A 14,497-nucleotide genomic window follows, 5' to 3' on the forward strand; every position below is an offset into this window, starting at 1 on the left:
AAATGTGGAGATTTGTGCGTCCGACACTATAAACCATCGTGTCGGACGCACTTCCTCACGCACCGCGATCAGAGATCGAAGAAAACAGTCTCTTTCGGTCCTTGCAGGTAAATATCGAAACGATAGATCGTGCTCGACGTATCCGGCTCGCGTTTCGCGACGAGCGTCGCGCGGCGCTCTTCGGGGACGCTCGAAAGCACCGCATCCTTCGCATTCGCCTCGGCTTCATCCTCGAAATAGATGCGCGTAAATGTATGCAGCAGCATGCCGCGCATCAGCAGGATGACGTCGATGTGCGGCGCGGCGTCGTCGCCGGTCTTGCCCGGCTTGACCGTATCCACGACGTAGCGCAGTTTCGGGTCAGTGCCCGTACCCACCCGCGCAAAACCGCGAAAGCCCGACTCGCGCGCTTCAGCCACGCTCTGCACATAATGGCCGGTCGAATCGGCCTGCGCCATTTCGACCACGGCGTCGCCGACTACCTTGCCCTGACCGTCGTACACGTTGCCGACGATCGAGATGTGCTCGCCGGCCGCTTCACGATCCGCGATCGACGGCGTGAAGAGGCTCTTCAGATCGAAGTTGTACTGCTCGGGACACAGGCCGTAGGCGAAGTACGGTCCAACCGTTTGCGACGGGGTCTGTTTCAATGTGGTCATGGTTCAAGCCTCCGTCGGGGTTTGGTCCGGGCCGCGCAGCACGATGTCGAATTCGTAGCCGAGTGCGTAGCCTTCCTGCGTCGTGTCGATCGAAAAACGCGAGACCAGGCGCTCGCGCGAATGCTCGGGAATGCCCTGGTAAATCGGGTCGAGCTGGAGCAGCGGGTCGCCGGGGAAGTACATCTGCGTGACGAGCCGCGAGCCGAAATAATCGCCGAAGAGCGAGAAGTGGATGTGGTTCGGACGCCATGCGTTCGGGTGATTGCCCCACGGATACGCGCCCGGCTTGATCGTCAGGAAGCGGTAGCGGCCTTCGTTGTCGGTGATGCAGCGGCCGGCGCCGAGGAAGTTCGGGTCGAGCGGCGCGTCGTGCTGGTCGGCCTTGTGCACGTAGCGGCCGGCGGCGTTCGCCTGCCAGATTTCAACCAGCGTGTTGCGCACCGGGCGGCCACCGTCGTCGAGCACGCGCCCCGTCACGATGATGCGCTCGCCGAGCGGATCGCCATTTCTCGCTGAGTTCTTCGTGAGGTCGTGGTCGAGTGCGCCCAGATCCTCCGCCCCGTACACCGGCACGCGACGGTCGCGCAGGTTTTCCTTCAGCGGAATCAGCGGGCGCGAGGGGCTCCGCAGCACGGACGACGTGTAGCCGGGATGGCAGTAGGGCGGATGCGATTCCCAATCGCGGGGGGTGAGGATCGGCGATGTCATTCGACTGTCTCCTGTTTTTTAAGGTCAATGGGATATTTCTGAAGACTACTTTAACGAAGCATCAAAGTTATGGAAAATGATGTTTTATGCACCCAGCCATAACGATTCGTCATGGATAACGACTTCACAAATACGCGCGTCAAATTCCGGCACCTGCAGTGCTTCCTGGCTGTCACGCAGTTGGGCAGCGTGCAGCGAGCCGCCGACAGTCTCTCGATCACCCAGCCGGCGGTCTCGAAGACGATTGGAGAACTCGAATCCATTCTAGGCGTCCGGTTGTTCGAGCGCGGGCGCCGCGGTGCGGTGCCGACGCGCGAAGGCCGCCTCTTCGCGCCTCACGCGAGCGCTTGCGTGGCGGCGCTGCGCGAGGGCGTCGACGTGTTGTTGCGCGAAAGCGGCGACGTGCCAGGATCGCTAGCAATCGGCATGCTGCCGACCGTCGCGACCGCGCTCCTGCCGCCCGCGCTGGCCGAATTCAAGGCGCAGTGGCCGGCGGTGTCGGTGAGTGTGTGGACGGATTCGAACACGCAGTTGCTCACGCGGCTCAAGGAGGGAGAAGTGGATTTCGTGGTCGGCCGGGTGTCCGATCCGGAAGGCATGCACGGGCTGTCGTTCGAGCAGATCTATCGCGAGCCGCTCGCGGTCGTCGTGCGGCGCGATCATCCGCTGACCTTCGAGACGCCGCTCACGCCCGCGATGCTCGCGCGTTTTTCGGTCGTCCTGCCGCCGTTCGGCACGCTGATCCGGCAATCGGCGGAAAGCGTGCTGACGGCGTTCGGCTCGCACGCGCTGACCACGTTCGTCGAAACGCTGTCGGTTTCGCTCGGGCGGGCGCTCGCGCTGCATAACGACGCCGTGTGGTTCGTGCCGGAGGGCGCCGTCGAGCACGACGTCGCGCTCGGCCTGCTCGTGCCGCTCGCGATGCCGTTCGCCGGCACCGACGAGCCGATCGGCCTGATCCGCCGCAACGACGCCGCGCACACACCGGTCGAGGACAGCTTGACCGACGCGATCCGCGAGGCCGGACGCGCGCGCATCGGTACGAAATAGCCGGCGCGAGGCGGCAGCGCGGAGCACAAGTTACCGGGTGCGTCCAATGCTACGACGATTTCAGCAGAGGTCTTATTTTCGCGCGATACTGGTGCAACAAACTTCGTCTCGCGTGGTCACATTCAGAGCTTCGCCGCGCCTCTGGCTGACAACCGCTGCTCAACCGTAGGGAAGATGAAGACCGTACTCCTCGTCGACGACGACCCCGCCACCATCGAAGCCTGGACGATCTGCATGCAGGAAGCGGATTGCGACGTGCTCTGCGCCTACGATGGCAACGCCGCGCTCGCGCTCCTGGCCGAGCATAGCGTCGACATCGTCGTCTCCGACTGGATGATGCCGGGCCTGGGCGGCGCGCTTCTCTGCCAGACCATGAAGAACGACAATTCGCTTGCAAGGATTCCCTTCCTGATGATCTCGGGACATCCGCATCCGCCGGCTTTTGTCAGCTACGACGGCTATCTGCAAAAGCCGGTCGACATGGAAACGCTGCTGTCGGCGGTGAATCGCTTGTGCGCCGCCAAGACGCGGCCGCTCTATTGAATTGAACGCCTCCGAGGCCGGCGCGCTCAGCGAAGTTCCGCGAGCGCCTGGTCCATCTGCGCCTGCGCGAGCCGGTTCAGTTCCTGCGGGATGATGCAGTCGAGCGGCAGCGTCGGCGTGACGATCACGCGGATGTGTCCCGGCCGGTCCGGCCAGCCTTTCGCCGGCCAGACCTTGCCCGCGTCGTGAACGACCGGCACCACCGGCACCTTGGTGGCGCACGCGAGCCGCACGCCGCCCGACGCCAGCTTGAGCGGCGCATCGTGCGCGACGCGCGTGCCTTCCGGAAAGATCACGACCGCATCGCCGAGCGCGAGCTTCGCGGCGCATTCCTGCGTCACCGCCTGATGCGCCTGACGCGGCGATCCGCGATCGAGGCTCACCATGTCGAGTCCGACCAGCACCCAGCCGAAGAACGGAATGCGTTCGAGTTCGCGCTTGAACACGAAACTGATGCGGCGCGGAAAGAGCGCCATGAACGTGAGCGTTTCCCAAGTCGATTCATGGCGGCACAGCATGATGAACGGACCGTCGGGCAAGTGCTCCAGCCCTTCGACGGAACACGTCACGCCCGTGATCACGCGCATCATCACGACCACCGCGCGGCACCATTGCCTCGCGAGCCAGTAGCGGCCACGGCGGCCGACGAACGGAAACAGCGGCAGAATCAGGATCGACCAGACGATGCCGCTGCCAAGGAGATAGGTGGCGAACAGCCACTTGATGAAATTTCGGGGCATTGAAACGCTTTGCAAAAGAAGACGGAGGGTTTACGCGGACCCCCGAAGGATAGCTTGTCGGGCGGCGCGTGTCTGGCCCGATGCTTTAAGCTGCGGCAGATCAATCCGGACTGAACGGCTCGCGCCGGCGAACACAGGAGAATATATGGCGGCTGAAGCGGCAATCGATTTCGACGAAGGCATGCTCGACGTGGGCGACGGCCACGCGATCTACTGGCGCGCGCAGGGTCCGCGCGACATGCCGGCGATGCTGGTCGCCCACGGCGGGCCGGGCGGCGCGATGAACCTGAAGTGGGCGGAGGTGCTGGATGCGTCGAAGTGGCGGATCGTGTTCTTCGACCAGCGCGGCTGCGGCAAGTCCACGCCGTTCGGCAAGCTCGAACACAATGGCATCGATGCGCTCGTCGGCGACATGGAGAAACTGCGGACGCTGCTCGGCATCGAGCGATGGGCGCTCTTTGGCGGTTCGTGGGGCACGACTCTCGGGCTTGCGTATGGCATCGCGCATCCGGAGCGCTGTCTCGGTTTTCTGTTGCGCGGCATTTTTCTCGCGCGGCGCGCAGACATCGACTGGTTCCTGTGGGACGTGCGGCGCGTGTTCCCCGAGGCGCACCGCAATTTTCTCGATGCCATCGAAACGGCGTGCGGCCGGCGTCCGCGCGACGCGCAGGAAATCCTGACGCTCGCCGAAGCGCCACTTGCCCGTTTCGACGAAGCCGGCACGCGGCTCGCGCGTGCGTGGACCGAATATGAGACGACGCTGTCGGTGGTGAACAAGCCGGCGCAGGAGAAAACCGAAACGCCCCAGGCGCCCGCCGAGGGCAAGAAGGAAAGCGGCGAGTCCAACGCGCCGGCCATTTCGATGGCACTCCTCGAGCGCCACTACATGGCGAACGAATTGCCGCCCGCGCCGCTCTTGCCGCGCGTCGGCGGCATCGCGCACCTGCCGTGTCAGATCGTGCACGGCCGCTTCGACATGGTGTGCCCGGCCGATCAGGCGTTCGAACTCGCCGGACACTGGCCCGCCGCGGAACTCGCCATCGTCGATGCCGCCGGCCACTGGACTTTCGAGGTCGGCAATGTCGCCGCGTTGCGCGCGGGCGGCGAGGCGCTGGCGAAGGCGCTGGCGTCCTGACGGCATGACCGTTGCAGCCAGGTTGAACGACCGGCCTCGCGCACAAAACATTGCCGCCAGGCGGCGCGCATCCTATCTTTGAAGCAGCATTTGAAACAGCAATGGTAGGATCGCGCCTGCGACCAACGGCGGGCGAGGCCCGTCGAACGGTGAATCCAAGACCAAAGAGGCGATTCGATGGCGCAACAGAAAACCAATCCGAAGCTCGAGCAGGCGTTGACGCGCGGCGATCTCGCGATCCGGCAGGCAAACTCGGGCCGCGCCACGGCAGTGCTGCGCGCGCTCGGCAAGATGATCGTCGAGGCATCGGCGACCATCGGCGTCGAAGCGTTCGTCGTCATTCACGATGGCGACAAGATCTACGATCCCACCGACGGCATCTGGCCGCAGCAGTTGCTCGTGTCGCTCGACGGCCCCGTCGAGGACGCCGACCCGGACGAACTGCGCACCATCACGCTGCTCGCCGACACGCCGGCCACGATGTTCCGTTGCGAATGGCAGCGCGCGGACGGCAAGATCGGCCGCCAGGAAGGCCGGCCGCTCGCGATGGTCGCGTTCATCACCGACGTCGACATTCCCTGGCTCGACGACGAGGACTGACCGCGCGGACGTTCTCGCTCCCTCCAGAACGGCTCCCCTACGGAGCCGTTTTTCATATTGCGCAATACGGCGCATTCGATCGGGACAGTGATCCCGAACCATCTCACCAGTGATATTTATCGCTCTCCGGCATGTCCGCGAATGATTTTCTCTCATTCTTCATACGCAATCGTTTGCGCTTCCTTCTTTTAAAGCTTTTCGATTTAAATTTGCTGTCGCGAGTTGAACAGACGCTTGCACTTCTATTTCATGCGAGTTGCTTTTTGTTTCTCGAATCATCGGTCGAGCACCGAATGCAGCCGTTATTAACTCACCACCCTCGAAGTTGGGGCGCAAGTGCCGCCATCGGCAGTTAGAGCTAATTCTCCACGCATTTACGCCGGAAATTGCTCTGAAACATTTGCCATCGCGCACGCCGGAAATCCTTCTCGTGAGACGCTAATCGCGTCGCACCAGGCGCCACTTTTCAGCCTGATCGAGGGCGGCACTTTCTATCCAATCGCTAAAAATGGGGTTTACAAAATGGACCGACTCAACCTTGCAGCCGAAGCCGTCGATTTCAGCCGTCAACAAAATATCGCTCGTCCCGAGCTTTCTGCGTTTCGCGCCCTCCAGAAACCTGAACGGATGCCGTTTACTATCCGTATCGCCTCGTCAGAACGCGACCTGCACAAGGCCGTTCATGTGCGGCGGTCGGCGTACGGGCGTCATCTGCCGGAATTCGCCGAGAAAATGACAGTGGACGCCTGCGATCGGGCGCCGGGGACGGCGATCCTGCTTGCGGAATCGAAGCTCGACGGGGCGCCGCTTGGCACGATGCGGATTCAGACCAACGAATTCGCGCCGCTCGGCGTGCAGCAATCGGTGCAGTTGCCGGACTGGCTCGGCACCGGCCGCCTCGCGGAAGCGACGCGGCTCGGCGTTGCAGGAGGCTCGGTGGGCAGGGTGGTGAAAATGATGCTGTTCAAATCGCTGTTTTTATATTGCGAGCAGAATCAGATCGACTGGATGGTGATTACCGCGCGCTCGCCGCTCGACAGGGAATATGAAGCGATGCTTTTTGAAGATGTTTTTGGTGATAAACAATTCATGCCGATGTCACATGTGGGTGGTTTGCCGCATCGCGTGCTGGTCGGGGAAGTGGGTGTGGCGCGGCAGCGCTGGGAAGAGGCGGGTCATCCGTTATTCCCGTTCGTCTTCCAGACGCATCACCCGGATATCGATTTGCGGGCGGCTGATTTATCTTTCGAGCGGGAACCGGTACGATGCCCGGAGGCCTCCGACGTTGCTTATGGAAGGTAACTAGAAATAACCGGGCCGTCCGGGGGCCCGGGCAACAACAAATTGGCGATGGCGTGCAGGCATATTCGGCCCCGCCATCTCCAGCGCGACACGATTCGTGCAACACGGGGATTTTCCAGTATGGCGTCGGCTACGTTATTTTCCCTTTCGAAATTCCGTCACACGGGGTCGTGGCTCGATCGCGCGCTTTATGCGTTTTCCGTCTATATCGTTCCGATTCTGATTGCTGGCGGCACGATCGCCACGCTTTTGCTGTTGCCGCGTCAATATCAGGCGACGGGCGCGATTACGCTGCCCTTTCACGTACTCAACGAGCACAAGGCATCGCTCGCGCCCGCGGACGCATTCGCGCGCCTGCACGACGCGCCGTCCACGACGCGTTTCAGCACGCAACTCTCCGAAACGCCGATCTGGTTCACTTTCACCGCGCCCGCCATGGGCGCGGCTCATCCGACCCTGATCGAATTTCCGTCGCGTCATGCGCAAACGCTATCGTGCTGGGTCGCGTCGTCGATGCAGCCGCTCGGCCACGCCGACCGCCAGAGCGCGACCGGCGAGATGCGCGCGGTCAAGGCCGGCTTCTCCGTCTATCTCGGTTTCCTGGCGAATCCGGTGCCGCTCCTGTGCCGTGGCACGTTCTCGGGCCCGGCGCAACTGACGGCGCTCGCGTGGGATTCGCCGAACCTGCGCAATTCGGCGCTCGACTTCCAGGAAGCCTCGGGTCTGATCGGCGGCGGGCTGCTGACGCTCGCCGTGTTCGTCTTCGTGACGGCGATCATCAACCGCGAATGGACCTATGTGATCTTCGCGGTGTGGCTCGTCGGCAACCTGCGGCTGTGCGCGAACGCGATGGGCTGGGACACGCAATGGCTCGATCGCGCGATCCCGCCCGACTGGATGCCGCTGTTGCGCCAGGTCACGTTCGCCGCGTACTACCTGCTGACGGGCGCGCTCTTCAGCCAGCTGTTCCGGCGCGAGTTGCGCTCGATCGGCTACCGCTGGCTCCTGCGCGCCGGCCAGTATGTCGGCCTGGTGCTGTTCGCGCTTGCGCTCGTGCTGCCGTACTCGCGCTTCATTCCGGCGCTCTGGGGGCTGGGCGGCTTCGGCATCGGCGTGCTGATTTTCCTGCTCGCGCGCCTCGTCTGGCTGGCGCGTTCGCGCACGGTGCTGTGGTACGTCGCGTCGCTCGGAATCGTGCTGTTCGCCACTTTTTCCGAAGTGCTCGGCGCCGCGTTCGGGCTGAAACTGCTGTTCGGCGGCGTCAATACTGTGATGGCGGCGCTCTCGTCGAGCATGATGGCGGCCTTCGCCATCGCCGAGCAGATGCGCGCCGAGCGCGAGCACCGGCGGCAGGCGCAGACTGAATTGCGCAACACCTACGAAGTCACGCCGATCGGCCTCTTCACGCTCGATTCCAACGGCCACTTCGTGCGCGCCAATCCCGCATTGCGCGCGATGCTCGATCTGCACAAGTCCGACTACAAGGCGCGCCACTGGAACGATTATTTCGAAGCGGGCGCATGGGGCGCGTTGCAGGCGCTGGCGTCGAAAGGCAGCGACGGCGAACTCGAAATGGGCGGCGCCCTCGCGCGCGGCACCGCTGAGCGGCGCTATCTGCTCAAGGCGATCCGCTCGAACGGCTGGGTCGAAGGGTCGCTGCAGGACGTGACCGAGCGCTCGAAAGCGATCGAGCGCCTGCGCTTTCTCGCCGAACACGATCCGCTGACGGCTTCGCTGAACCGCCGCGGCGTCGAGAAGGCGATTGCAGTGGAGAGCGAGGAAACGCTGCCGTGGGCGCTTGCGTACGTCGACCTCGACCGCTTCAAGCTCGTCAACGACCTGTTCGGCCACCGCGCCGGCGACGAAGTGCTCAAGCAGGTCGCATCCCGCATGCGCGCGCACTTCGACCGTGGCTACGCGGTGGGGCGCATCGGCGGCGACGAGTTCGTCTGCGTGATGAGCGACACCTCCATCGACGACGCCATCGCGCAATGTCACGAACTGATCGCGCTGCTTTCCGACGCGCCGTATCAGGTGGGCAATCGCGCGTTCCAGGTGAAGGCGTCGATCGGGCTGGTCGAATGCTCGCGCGGCGTGCGCGTGCAGGATGCGCTGTCGCACGCCGACCGCGCGTGCCGCGAAGCGAAGAAGGTCGCGCATACGCGGCTCGTCACGTACCGCAAGGGCGCGGCCGCGTTCGAGGAGCGCGCGGAGGAACTGCGGCTCGTCGAGACGCTCGGCCGCAACCGGTTGCCGGCGGGGCTTTTCCTCGTGATGCAGCCGATCATGTCGCTTTCGGCGCCGACCGAGTCGCTGAATTTCGAGGTGTTGCTGCGCCTGCGCGCACCCGACGGCTCGACGCTGCCCGCCGGCAAGGTGATCGTCGCGGCGGAGGAATCGGGCAACATCGCGGCGATCGACCGCTGGGTCATAACGACGCTGCTCGCGTGGATCGAGAAGCACCAGGAGTCGCTGCCGAACACGCAGTTCATCTGCGTGAATCTCTCAGGCGGATCGCTCAACGACGAGCAGTTCATGGAGGACATCTTCGCGCTGTTCGCGCAATACCGGTCGATCGTGCACTACCTGTGCCTCGAAATCACCGAGAGCGTCGCGCTGCACGATCTTGAGAACACGCAGCGTTTTATCGCCCGCGTGCACGACATGGGCGGCAAGATCGCGCTCGACGATTTCGGCGCGGGCTACACGTCGTTCAAGTACCTGAAGGCGCTTTCCGCCGATGCGCTGAAGATCGACGGCGAATTCATCCGCACGATGTGCGCGCATCCCGCCGACATCGCGATCGTCGAGGCGATCGTCGCGCTGGCGCGCAACCTGGGCATGCGCAGCGTGGCGGAGTGGGTCGAGGACGCGGATACGTTGCGCGCGCTGCAGGAAATCGGCGTGGACTACGTGCAGGGCTTTCTGGTCGCGAAGCCGCAGGAAAGCGCGGCGATCCTGGCCGCGAGTTCGGCTGCGAGCTTCGTGCGGGACCCGGAAGTGGTGAGCTTCATCGAATGTCTGTCGGAGCCGGATCAGGCGCTGGCTTACGGCTACGAGTGGCGCGCGAGGATGGGCACGCACTGAACGCCATCCATGCGGCTCGCGTTCGCGCTCTCAAACGGCCTTGATTTCATCGAGCACTTTCGTCGCGGCGATCGGAATGCGCGTGTCGTCCCATTGCGCGAGCCATTGCACTTCCTTGGTCGTGAAATAGCCCGGGTAGTTGCGCAGCGCGAATTGCAGCGAATCGACGACATGATCGCGGATGATCCGCGGCGCGGCTTCGTCGTTGACGATCGCGTGGAGGGCTTCGAGTGTGCTCATGGCGCGGCGATTCTGGGAAGGGGTGCGCCAACCTTAACCGAAGAAAAATCCGGAAAATAATTCGCGCGACGCTCAGTCGATCGAAAGCCGCACGGCGAACGCCAGCAAGGCTGCGGAGAAGGTCCACCGCTGCACGACTTGCGCGCGCGGATGGCGGCGCAACCATCCCGCGATCCGCACCGCACCAAGCACGAGCATCAGATCGAACGCGATCCCCATCGCCGACAGCACTACGCCCAGTTCGACCACCTGCGACCATACGGCGCCCGCTTCAGGACGCACGAATTGCGGCAGCAAAACAGAGCAGAACAGGAGCGCCTTCGGATTCAGGAGATTGCTCAACATGCCCTTGGTCATCGCCGAGCGGAGCGTTGTCGAGGTGCCCGGACACGCTGCGTTGTCGAGGCCGAATGCCGGCGAACGGAAGATCTGGATCGCCACATACGACAGATAAAGCGCGCCCACGACGCGCACGCCGTCGTAAAGCCACGGCGCGCTGCGCAGCAGCGCCGCGACGCCGAGCGCCGACAGCGTCACATGCGTCGCGCGTGCGATGGCGAGGCCGCCGGCCGTGGCGAGGCCGTGCTTCATGCCGCGCGTCGCGCTGGTCTGCAGCACGAGCGCCATGTCGGGACCGGGCAGCGCATACACGACGGCCAACGCGCCGATGAACACCACGAGCAAGTGAAACGAAACCATGACGACCTCCGCGTTCTGAAGGCTCCATGTTGCCGTTGATCGGCGAGCGTTTTCTGGCTTACAGGGCTACCTGGGATGTCAAATTTGGTGGAAAGCGCTAATCTCGACGTTCGAACCGAGGAATCCGCCAATGCCCGATTTCGATAAAATCGACCGCGCCATTCTGGCCGCCATCCAGCAGGACGGCCGTATCCCGATCGCAAAACTCGCCGAGCGCGTCGGGCTGAGCGAGACGCCGTGCGCGCGACGCCTGAAACGGCTCGAAAGCGACGGGTTCATCATCGGCTATCGCGCGGTGCTGTCGAGAAAAGCGCTCGAGATCGGCGTGATCGCGTTCGCGCAAGTGCGCTTTTCGATCCACGACCGCGCGCTGTCGGATCGATTCGAGCGCGAAATTCAGGGCATCGCCCGCATCGTTTCATGTCACAACATTTCGGGAAGCGCAGACTACCTGCTGCAGATCGCGGCGCGCGACCTCGACGAATACGGCGTCTTCATGCGCGACGTGCTGCGCGCGCTGCCGGGCGTGACCGCCGTCGAATCGATCCTCTCGCTGCGCGAGATCAAACGCGACACCGGCTTGCCGTTGTTATAGCTGTCTATACAAGCGTTTGTGGCTTTCACGCGCGAGCCGGCGTGTGCGGGTTGGGGAAACCCCTAATACACCCAAAGTTGTATATACAAGACCATCTGTCTTATCGGATCGGTCCGATTGCGGCCGAACACCCCAACCCGAATCCAACCCTCAAGCGCAGGAGTTCGTTATGGACCAATCTTCCCGTTTTCGCGATGTCGAGATCCGCGCGCCGCGCGGCACCACGCTCAGCGCCAAAAGCTGGCTGACCGAAGCGCCGTTGCGCATGTTGATGAACAATCTCGATCCCGAAGTGGCCGAGAACCCGAAGGAACTGGTGGTGTACGGCGGCATCGGCCGGGCGGCGCGCGACTGGGCGTGCTACGACAAGATCGTCGAGACGCTCAAGCGCCTGAACGCCGACGAAACGCTGCTCGTGCAGTCGGGCAAGCCGGTCGGCGTGTTCAAGACGCACGAGAACGCGCCGCGCGTGCTGATCGCGAATTCGAATCTCGTGCCGCACTGGGCGAGCTGGGAGCACTTCAACGAACTCGACGCCAAGGGTCTCGCGATGTACGGCCAGATGACGGCCGGAAGCTGGATCTACATCGGCAGCCAGGGAATCGTGCAGGGCACGTATGAGACCTTCGTCGAAGCGGGGCGCCAGCACTTCGGCGGCGACCTGAAAGGCCGCTGGGTGCTGACCGCCGGCCTCGGCGGCATGGGCGGCGCGCAGCCGCTCGCCGCCACGCTGGCCGGCGCGTGCTCGCTGAATATCGAATGCCAGCAAAGCCGCATCGACTTCCGCCTGAAGACGCGCTACGTCGACGAACAGGCCACCGATCTCGACGACGCCCTCGCGCGCATCCAGCGCTACACGTCCGAAGGCCGCGCGATTTCCATCGCGCTGTGCGCCAACGCGGCTGAAGTCCTGCCCGAACTCGTGCGCCGTGGCGTGCGCCCCGACATGGTCACCGACCAGACGAGCGCCCACGACCCGCTCAACGGCTATCTGCCGAAGGGCTGGACCTGGGCGCAATACCGCGACCGCGCGCAAACCGACCCGGCGGGCACGGTGAAAGCGGCGAAGCAGTCGATGGCGGAGCACGTGCGCGCGATGCTCGCATTCCAGCAGCAGGGCATCGCGACCTTCGACTACGGCAACAACATCCGCCAGATGGCGAAGGAAGAAGGCGTCGAGAACGCGTTCGATTTTCCGGGCTTCGTGCCGGCGTACATCCGGCCGCTGTTTTGCCGCGGCGTCGGTCCGTTCCGCTGGGCGGCGCTGTCGGGCGATCCGCAAGACATTTACAAGACCGACGCGAAGGTCAAGGAACTGATTCCCGACGACGCCCACCTGCATCGCTGGCTCGACATGGCGCGCGAGCGCATCAGCTTCCAGGGCTTGCCGGCGCGCATCTGCTGGGTCGGGCTCGGCCAGCGCGCGAAGCTCGGCCTCGCGTTCAACGAAATGGTCCGGAGCGGCGAGTTGTCGGCGCCGGTCGTGATCGGCCGCGATCACCTCGATTCCGGCTCGGTCGCGAGCCCGAATCGCGAAACCGAAGCGATGCAGGACGGCTCGGACGCCGTGTCCGACTGGCCGCTGCTCAACGCCTTGCTGAACACCGCGAGCGGCGCGACGTGGGTGTCGATCCATCACGGCGGCGGCGTCGGCATGGGCTTCTCGCAGCATTCGGGCGTCGTGATCGTCTGCGACGGCACCGACGAAGCCGCCGCGCGCATCGCCCGCGTGCTGCACAACGATCCGGCGACGGGCGTCATGCGTCACGCGGATGCGGGCTACGACATCGCGATCGAATGCGCGCGCGACAAGGGCCTCGACCTGCCGATGATCGAAGGCGCGGCACCGAAGCAGTAAATCCGAAACCGGGAGCGGAGCGTCATCACATGCCACTCTGGCAACACTGTCACGCCGCGACGATGAAAGGCGGCAAGTATTCGATCATCGACGACGCCGCGATCGTCACCGACGACGGGCGGATCACGTGGATCGGTCCGCGCGGCGACGCGCCCGCGCATGACGACGAGGTCATCGATCTCGACGGCGCGTGGGTCACGCCGGGCTTCATCGATTGCCACACGCATCTCGTCTTCGGCGGCGATCGCAGCGGCGAATTCGAGCAGCGTCTCGAAGGCGTGAGCTATGCGCAGATTGCCGCGCAGGGGGGCGGCATCGCGAGCACGGTGCGCGCGACGCGCGAAGCCAGCGAAGACGCGCTGTTCGCGAGCGCCAGGCTTCGCGCGACGGGTTTCCTGCGCGAAGGCGTGACGACGATCGAGGTGAAGTCGGGCTACGGCCTCGATCTCGCGAACGAACGCAAGATGCTGAAAGTGGCGCGCCGGCTGGCCGAGGAACTGCCGCTGACGGTTCGCGCGACGTGTCTCGCCGCGCACGCCTTGCCGCCGGAATACGCCGGCCGCGCCGACGATTACATCGCGGCCGTCTGCACGGAGATGCTGCCGGCGCTCGCGAAGGAAGGCCTGGTCGATGCCGTCGATGCGTTTTGCGAGCATCTCGCGTTTTCGCCGGAACAGGTCGAGCGCGTGTTCAGAACCGCGCGCGAACTCGGCCTGCCGGTGAAGCTGCATGCGGAGCAACTGTCGTCGCTGCACGGGGCGAGTCTGGCGGCGCGGTATCAGGCGTTGTCGGCGGATCACCTCGAATACATGACCGAGGACGACGCGATCGCGATGGCGCAGTCGGGCACGGTCGCCGTGTTGCTGCCGGGCGCGTTCTACATGTTGCGCGAGACGCAGTTGCCGCCGATCGACGCATTGCGCCGTCACGGCGTGCCGATCGCGCTCGCCAGTGACCTGAATCCGGGGACTTCGCCGGCGCTGTCGGTGCGGCTGATGCTCAACATGGGCTGCACGCTCTTTCGCATGACGCCGGAGGAGACCCTTGCCGGCGTCACGATTCACGCGGCGAAGGCGCTCGGCCTGCAACGCACGCATGGTTCACTCGAAGTCGGCAAGGCGGCGGATTTCGTCGCGTGGAAGATCAGCCGTCCGGCCGAACTCGCGTACTGGCTTGGCGGAGCGTTGCCGAACCGGGTCGTGCGAAGCGGAGTGGACATCCGCGTTTGAGATTTGGTCGGAGATTTACCGTGATTAAAAAAACCTCGCCCCATGCGGAGCG

At 64.1% G+C, this 14,497-nt stretch carries 14 protein-coding genes; 9 read left to right on the plus strand and 5 right to left on the minus strand.

Going from position 1 to position 14,497, the window contains the following annotated elements; genetic code table 11:
• Nucleotides 1-68 precede the first annotated feature (68 nt).
• Both pcaG and pcaH read right to left on the minus strand, forming a co-directional pair.
• A complete protein-coding gene (gene pcaG, locus AWB68_RS09030; protein ID WP_087644013.1) occupies nt 69-659 on the minus strand; it encodes a protocatechuate 3,4-dioxygenase subunit alpha in 591 nt (196 codons plus the stop codon).
• 3 nt (nt 660-662) lie between these two features.
• A complete protein-coding gene (gene pcaH, locus AWB68_RS09035; protein WP_087644014.1) occupies nt 663-1,367 on the minus strand; it encodes a protocatechuate 3,4-dioxygenase subunit beta in 705 nt (234 codons plus the stop codon).
• A gap of 111 nt (nt 1,368-1,478) precedes the next feature.
• On the opposite strand from pcaH, the gene pcaQ reads away from it, so the two are divergent.
• Nucleotides 1,479-2,417, plus strand: coding sequence for a pca operon transcription factor PcaQ (gene pcaQ / locus AWB68_RS09040; RefSeq protein ID WP_087644015.1), 939 nt, complete (start codon nt 1,479-1,481; stop codon nt 2,415-2,417).
• Nucleotides 2,418-2,591: 174 nt separating this feature from the next.
• A complete protein-coding gene (locus tag AWB68_RS09045) occupies nt 2,592-2,960 on the plus strand; it encodes a response regulator transcription factor (RefSeq protein ID WP_087644016.1) in 369 nt (122 codons plus the stop codon).
• A 26-nt stretch (nt 2,961-2,986) separates the two neighbouring features.
• On the opposite strand, the gene AWB68_RS09050 is transcribed toward AWB68_RS09045, so the two are convergent.
• A complete protein-coding gene (locus AWB68_RS09050) occupies nt 2,987-3,700 on the minus strand; it encodes a lysophospholipid acyltransferase family protein (RefSeq protein WP_087644017.1) in 714 nt (237 codons plus the stop codon).
• Nucleotides 3,701-3,845: 145 nt separating this feature from the next.
• On the opposite strand from AWB68_RS09050, the gene AWB68_RS09055 reads away from it, so the two are divergent.
• The 4 genes from AWB68_RS09055 to AWB68_RS09070 all read left to right on the plus strand — a co-directional run bounded on the left by AWB68_RS09055 (nt 3,846) and on the right by AWB68_RS09070 (nt 9,824).
• A complete protein-coding gene (locus AWB68_RS09055; RefSeq protein ID WP_087644018.1) occupies nt 3,846-4,835 on the plus strand; it encodes an alpha/beta fold hydrolase in 990 nt (329 codons plus the stop codon).
• Between the two features lie 177 nt (nt 4,836-5,012).
• Complete coding sequence (locus tag AWB68_RS09060; protein ID WP_087644019.1) at nt 5,013-5,435, plus strand: hypothetical protein; 423 nt, start codon at nt 5,013-5,015, stop codon at nt 5,433-5,435.
• Nucleotides 5,436-5,957: 522 nt separating this feature from the next.
• Entirely contained in the window at nt 5,958-6,737 is a 780-nt protein-coding gene (locus AWB68_RS09065; RefSeq protein ID WP_087644020.1) for an N-acyl amino acid synthase FeeM domain-containing protein, read from the plus strand.
• A 120-nt stretch (nt 6,738-6,857) separates the two neighbouring features.
• On the plus strand, nt 6,858-9,824 hold the full coding sequence (locus AWB68_RS09070; protein WP_087644021.1) for a putative bifunctional diguanylate cyclase/phosphodiesterase: 2,967 nt from the start codon (nt 6,858-6,860) through the stop codon (nt 9,822-9,824).
• A gap of 30 nt (nt 9,825-9,854) precedes the next feature.
• Here the strand turns inward: AWB68_RS09070 and AWB68_RS09075 are convergent, their stop codons facing one another.
• Nucleotides 9,855-10,064: a hypothetical protein gene (locus AWB68_RS09075; protein ID WP_087644022.1), complete on the minus strand. Its 210-nt coding sequence runs from the start codon at nt 10,062-10,064 to the stop codon at nt 9,855-9,857.
• 72 nt (nt 10,065-10,136) lie between these two features.
• On the minus strand, nt 10,137-10,763 hold the full coding sequence (locus AWB68_RS09080) for a LysE family translocator (protein ID WP_087644023.1): 627 nt from the start codon (nt 10,761-10,763) through the stop codon (nt 10,137-10,139).
• A gap of 130 nt (nt 10,764-10,893) precedes the next feature.
• Here AWB68_RS09080 and AWB68_RS09085 point away from each other — a divergent pair, with 130 nt between their 5' ends.
• The 3 genes from AWB68_RS09085 to hutI all read left to right on the plus strand — a co-directional run bounded on the left by AWB68_RS09085 (nt 10,894) and on the right by hutI (nt 14,445).
• The gene (locus AWB68_RS09085) at nt 10,894-11,358 is read left to right on the plus strand and encodes an Lrp/AsnC family transcriptional regulator (RefSeq protein WP_087644024.1); all 465 of its coding nucleotides are present in this window, start codon (nt 10,894-10,896) and stop codon (nt 11,356-11,358) included.
• A 169-nt stretch (nt 11,359-11,527) separates the two neighbouring features.
• Nucleotides 11,528-13,216: a urocanate hydratase gene (gene hutU, locus AWB68_RS09090; RefSeq protein ID WP_087644025.1), complete on the plus strand. Its 1,689-nt coding sequence runs from the start codon at nt 11,528-11,530 to the stop codon at nt 13,214-13,216.
• A gap of 29 nt (nt 13,217-13,245) precedes the next feature.
• Entirely contained in the window at nt 13,246-14,445 is a 1,200-nt protein-coding gene (hutI, locus tag AWB68_RS09095) for an imidazolonepropionase (protein WP_087644026.1), read from the plus strand.
• Nucleotides 14,446-14,497: the final 52 nt, after the last annotated feature.

Origin of the sequence: Caballeronia choica, assembly GCF_001544535.1 — a bacterium.
GTDB classification, from domain to species: domain Bacteria; phylum Pseudomonadota; class Gammaproteobacteria; order Burkholderiales; family Burkholderiaceae; genus Caballeronia; species Caballeronia choica.

Excerpts from the sequence above, each read along its gene's own strand:
- AWB68_RS09070 (WP_087644021.1), top strand. The coding sequence starts at position 6,858 with ATGGCGTCGGCTACGTTATTTTCCCTTTCGAAATTCCGTCACACGGGG.
- AWB68_RS09085 (WP_087644024.1), top strand. The coding sequence starts at position 10,894 with ATGCCCGATTTCGATAAAATCGACCGCGCCATTCTGGCCGCCATCCAG.
- AWB68_RS09065 (WP_087644020.1), top strand. The coding sequence starts at position 5,958 with ATGGACCGACTCAACCTTGCAGCCGAAGCCGTCGATTTCAGCCGTCAA.
- AWB68_RS09075 (WP_087644022.1), bottom strand. The coding sequence starts at position 10,064 with ATGAGCACACTCGAAGCCCTCCACGCGATCGTCAACGACGAAGCCGCG.
- hutU (WP_087644025.1), top strand. The coding sequence starts at position 11,528 with ATGGACCAATCTTCCCGTTTTCGCGATGTCGAGATCCGCGCGCCGCGC.
- AWB68_RS09060 (WP_087644019.1), top strand. The coding sequence starts at position 5,013 with ATGGCGCAACAGAAAACCAATCCGAAGCTCGAGCAGGCGTTGACGCGC.
- AWB68_RS09055 (WP_087644018.1), top strand. The coding sequence starts at position 3,846 with ATGGCGGCTGAAGCGGCAATCGATTTCGACGAAGGCATGCTCGACGTG.
- pcaH (WP_087644014.1), bottom strand. The coding sequence starts at position 1,367 with ATGACATCGCCGATCCTCACCCCCCGCGATTGGGAATCGCATCCGCCC.
- AWB68_RS09045 (WP_087644016.1), top strand. The coding sequence starts at position 2,592 with ATGAAGACCGTACTCCTCGTCGACGACGACCCCGCCACCATCGAAGCC.
- hutI (WP_087644026.1), top strand. The coding sequence starts at position 13,246 with ATGCCACTCTGGCAACACTGTCACGCCGCGACGATGAAAGGCGGCAAG.
- AWB68_RS09050 (WP_087644017.1), bottom strand. The coding sequence starts at position 3,700 with ATGCCCCGAAATTTCATCAAGTGGCTGTTCGCCACCTATCTCCTTGGC.
- pcaG (WP_087644013.1), bottom strand. The coding sequence starts at position 659 with ATGACCACATTGAAACAGACCCCGTCGCAAACGGTTGGACCGTACTTC.
- AWB68_RS09080 (WP_087644023.1), bottom strand. The coding sequence starts at position 10,763 with ATGGTTTCGTTTCACTTGCTCGTGGTGTTCATCGGCGCGTTGGCCGTC.
- pcaQ (WP_087644015.1), top strand. The coding sequence starts at position 1,479 with ATGGATAACGACTTCACAAATACGCGCGTCAAATTCCGGCACCTGCAG.